Source organism: Candidatus Regiella insecticola LSR1 (assembly GCF_000143625.1).
Taxonomy (GTDB): Bacteria; Pseudomonadota; Gammaproteobacteria; order Enterobacterales; family Enterobacteriaceae; genus Regiella; species Regiella insecticola.
The window spans coordinates 1-3,139 of record NZ_GL379737.1; the positions used below are offsets into that span (position 1 = coordinate 1).

General features: G+C 40.9%; 5 protein-coding genes and 2 pseudogenes. 4 read left to right on the forward strand and 3 right to left on the reverse strand.

All coding sequences use genetic code 11. The features are described 5' to 3' along the window. The 4 genes and pseudogenes from REG_RS10215 to REG_RS10230 all read left to right on the forward strand — a co-directional run. Window positions 1-249, forward strand: a pseudogene (locus REG_RS10215) (N-acetyltransferase); the annotation flags it as partial. A 398-nt stretch (window positions 250-647) separates the two neighbouring features. Next, window positions 648-1,172, forward strand: a pseudogene (locus tag REG_RS10220) (J domain-containing protein). A gap of 87 nt (window positions 1,173-1,259) precedes the next feature. After that, entirely contained in the window at window positions 1,260-1,568 is a 309-nt protein-coding gene (locus REG_RS10225) for a hypothetical protein (RefSeq protein ID WP_006705575.1), read from the forward strand. After that, entirely contained in the window at window positions 1,558-1,782 is a 225-nt protein-coding gene (locus tag REG_RS10230) for a helix-turn-helix domain-containing protein (protein WP_039908938.1), read from the forward strand. The genes REG_RS10225 and REG_RS10230 overlap by 11 nt, the downstream gene beginning before the upstream one ends. Window positions 1,783-1,951: 169 nt before the next feature. Here the strand turns inward: REG_RS10230 and REG_RS10235 are convergent, their stop codons facing one another. The 3 genes from REG_RS10235 to REG_RS10245 all read right to left on the reverse strand — a co-directional run. Then, window positions 1,952-2,296: an HVO_A0114 family putative DNA-binding protein gene (locus REG_RS10235; protein WP_006705577.1), complete on the reverse strand. Its 345-nt coding sequence runs from the start codon at window positions 2,294-2,296 to the stop codon at window positions 1,952-1,954. Further along, a complete protein-coding gene (locus REG_RS13890; RefSeq protein ID WP_006705578.1) occupies window positions 2,293-2,571 on the reverse strand; it encodes a toxin-antitoxin system TumE family protein in 279 nt (92 codons plus the stop codon). Before REG_RS13890 ends, REG_RS10235 begins: the two co-directional genes overlap by 4 nt. Before the next feature lie 122 nt (window positions 2,572-2,693). Beyond that, the coding region (locus tag REG_RS10245) for a cytosine permease (protein WP_006705579.1) at window positions 2,694-3,139 on the reverse strand (446 nt) is incomplete at its 5' end.

Genomic DNA, 3,139 nt, shown 5'->3' on the forward strand with positions numbered 1-3,139 from the left:
CTTGCTGTTGATCGTTCTCATCAGGGGAAAAGATTAGGCGAAATGCTATTGGTTGATGCTATCTATCGAACCGTGTTGGTTGCGCAACAAATATCAGCCATAGGACTCTTTGTTGATCCTATGACTCCTGAGGTCATTCCATTTTATCAACAGTATGATTTCTTACCCACTGAGCAAGGCGATCCTTCATGCCTTGAAATGTGGCTGCCTATTAAAACCTGTATAGAGGTTACTAATACCTTGTTGTAAGCAATCGATAGGAAAATACAACACGACTCATTCCCAGGCGAAATACATCAACACAATAAACAAGCTTTTTATGCTCTCGAAAGAGTTATTCCCCAAACAATGGAAAGCATAAAGTAGAGGAAGCGACATTGTTTTCTGAATTGTTCGAGACAACCCCTGAGTTTTGGTTAAACCTCCAGACTGCTCATGATCGTTGGGAAGCTCGTGAAACCCTTCAAAAACGTCCCCCAATGCGGCCAATTATGGAAATGCTGGGACGGCGTATCTCACACGTATGATCCTGCTCAAATAAAAAAGAGTAATAAAATCTTGTATTACTGACAATGGTCAGTATAATAAACAGAAGGGAGTGGAATTATCCACTACCAACCAAAGCCCCCACGGGCAGGAGATTTAAAATGAATGTACAAGAAGCCCTAAACGTTTTTGGTTTATCCGGTGAATTGACCGAGCAGGACATTAAAACGACCTATAAAAAAATGGCACTGAAATATCATCCAGATCGTAACCCTTTAGGTGACGAAATGATGAAAGCCGTTAATGCTGCTTTTGATTTTTTGATCGCGAACATCAACAAAATCAACCAGTTTCAGAGTAATGAAGAAAGCGCCCGTTACAACTACGGCGAGGAACTGGAAAATGTATTAAATATCCTTTCTTGTCTGGCGGGCGTGATTTATGAGATCATTGGTAACTGGATGAGATCATTGGTAACTGGGTTTGGATCAACGGTGAAACCCACGAACACAAAGACACCTTAAAAGAAATGGGCGGTAAAGAAAAAACAGTGGTTTTACCGCCCAGAAGAGCATAAAAGCCGCTTTAACCGCAAAGAGCATACGCTAGAAGAAATACGGGAAATGTATGGAACGGACGGACGCCACAAAGCGAAAGGCTGGAAGAAAGTAGAAGCCAGAGCATAACCAGAACGGGGCGAAAGCCCCCTTAAACTATTATCCGGTATGCCGCAAAACCTCGGCCTTTAGGGCGGGGAGGATGTCAAAAATAATATGAGTTCATCAAATGAAATGTATATTAGAAAAGGTGTCGGAAACAGAACATATTGCGTAACCTGTCAAAAAATGGATGATGGATGTTTATTAAAATTTGAGAAAAAAATAAAAATACGGTCAAAGAAAAAAATAGCAGACGAATCGAAATCCACCACAAGGCAAGTTGTTTTTAATAAAATAATAAAAACGCAATCGATTGGTTCGATAAATCATGATGATATTTTTTCGTCATTATCGCCTGTAGAAAAAGATATATTCATTAATATCATTAAAGAAATGACAGATGGTTACAGCAATGAAAAATGAGTTATCAACGCCAGAAGAAATTAAACGTTTGCGTGTTAAAGCAGGGTTAACACAAAAAGAAACTGCTGACCTGTTTGGTATCTCACTAAACTATTGGCAGAAAAAAGAGTTGAGTAAGGACAGTGCGCAAAATAGAAAGGTTTCAAAAAGTGAGTACATATTATTACTTTTACTTGCCGGGGAACACCCTGATTTTAAGCTGGTGAAACACTGAAAACCAGGAGTCATCATACTGGGTCAATCTACTCACCAACGACCCCATCTAGCACCCGTAAATTATGCTGTAATGTTTTGAAAATCCAGGATTGGAAAGGATCAACAGCCGATATTACATATTTACGCCCGAATCCTTACGTCTGGCTTTATTGGCTTAATTTTTTTGATTAAGCCGCGATGTTCGATACGACAAAATCCACATGTATTTGGTCATACGGAAATAAGATTTTCTCCCCGTTTTTTTCAATGATACCCGCCGCAAGCAACGCCTGCACATCAGCATGTACGGCTTTAATATCACGAGCGACTCGCCGCGCTGCGCTGCGTATGGACATTTCACCGCCACCGACCATAGCTCGTAATATAGCCAGGCGTTTTGGGCTAATGATTTTCCAAAGCAAATCAAAGGAGGGAAAACTGATGAACTCTCCCATTTCATCACCGTTCATCGCGCAAATGAAACGTTCATCAACAGTATCGGACGTTAAAACATTCAAGGTTAATGTTTTCATGATATTACTCCTTTTCTGTACTTCTCTACTTCGGCACGGAAATCTGAGACTAACTGAGCCGCGTCATTAAAAATGATGGGGCTCTCCTGACTGCCGATGTGTTTGTGGTCTCCTTTGCCGGCTTCATTATCATAACGGAGCACACAGACGCCTTTTTCTATGTATGCCAAGCGATATTTGTAGCTATGTTGACTGGCTTTAACAGGTGGATCAAACCGCCAGACGACCATTTCAATAAAACTATGCTCATAAAAGTGTGGAGTAATTCTATCCAGCTAATCCCGTGCTTACATCCGTCCCTTCTCCGATATGCCTATCGTCAGTCCGAATATTCGCTCTTTTAGCTCACAATAAAACCATTCGTGGCATACGTATGCCGGAACCGCCGGAAATTTTGTCACCTCATCTTAGTTGAACGTACTTTGCGAACGGTACACATTGTCCAGTATATAACACTGGCAACTAATAAGGCGTTGAGCGATGGTATGCCCCACTCAATTACCAAACCGACAACGCTACCCGCAACCCAGGAAATAATTGCAGGCCACCCTATTGATGGAGTTAATTTCTTTGTAGGTAGAATTTCTTTATCGCGGGTCGTATCAAGTAGCTTGCGACTAGTACGTAAAATATAATAATCAACAAGTATTACACCGGCAACAGGAGGAAAAACAACCCCCATTAGGATAAGGAAATTGAGAAAGTTATCTAAAATTCCTGCGATTGAGAGGATTGTGCCTGCTATTCCTAATCCAAAAATTAATCCTACGTGATTTAATCTCTTTCCTGCTACGCACTCTATAGAGTTGGCTAAAGCCAGTGACGATGAATATAAATTAACAT

Excerpts from the sequence above, each read along its gene's own strand:
- REG_RS10225 (WP_006705575.1), top strand. The coding sequence starts at position 1,260 with ATGAGTTCATCAAATGAAATGTATATTAGAAAAGGTGTCGGAAACAGA.
- REG_RS10230 (WP_039908938.1), top strand. The coding sequence starts at position 1,558 with ATGAAAAATGAGTTATCAACGCCAGAAGAAATTAAACGTTTGCGTGTT.
- REG_RS10235 (WP_006705577.1), bottom strand. The coding sequence starts at position 2,296 with ATGAAAACATTAACCTTGAATGTTTTAACGTCCGATACTGTTGATGAA.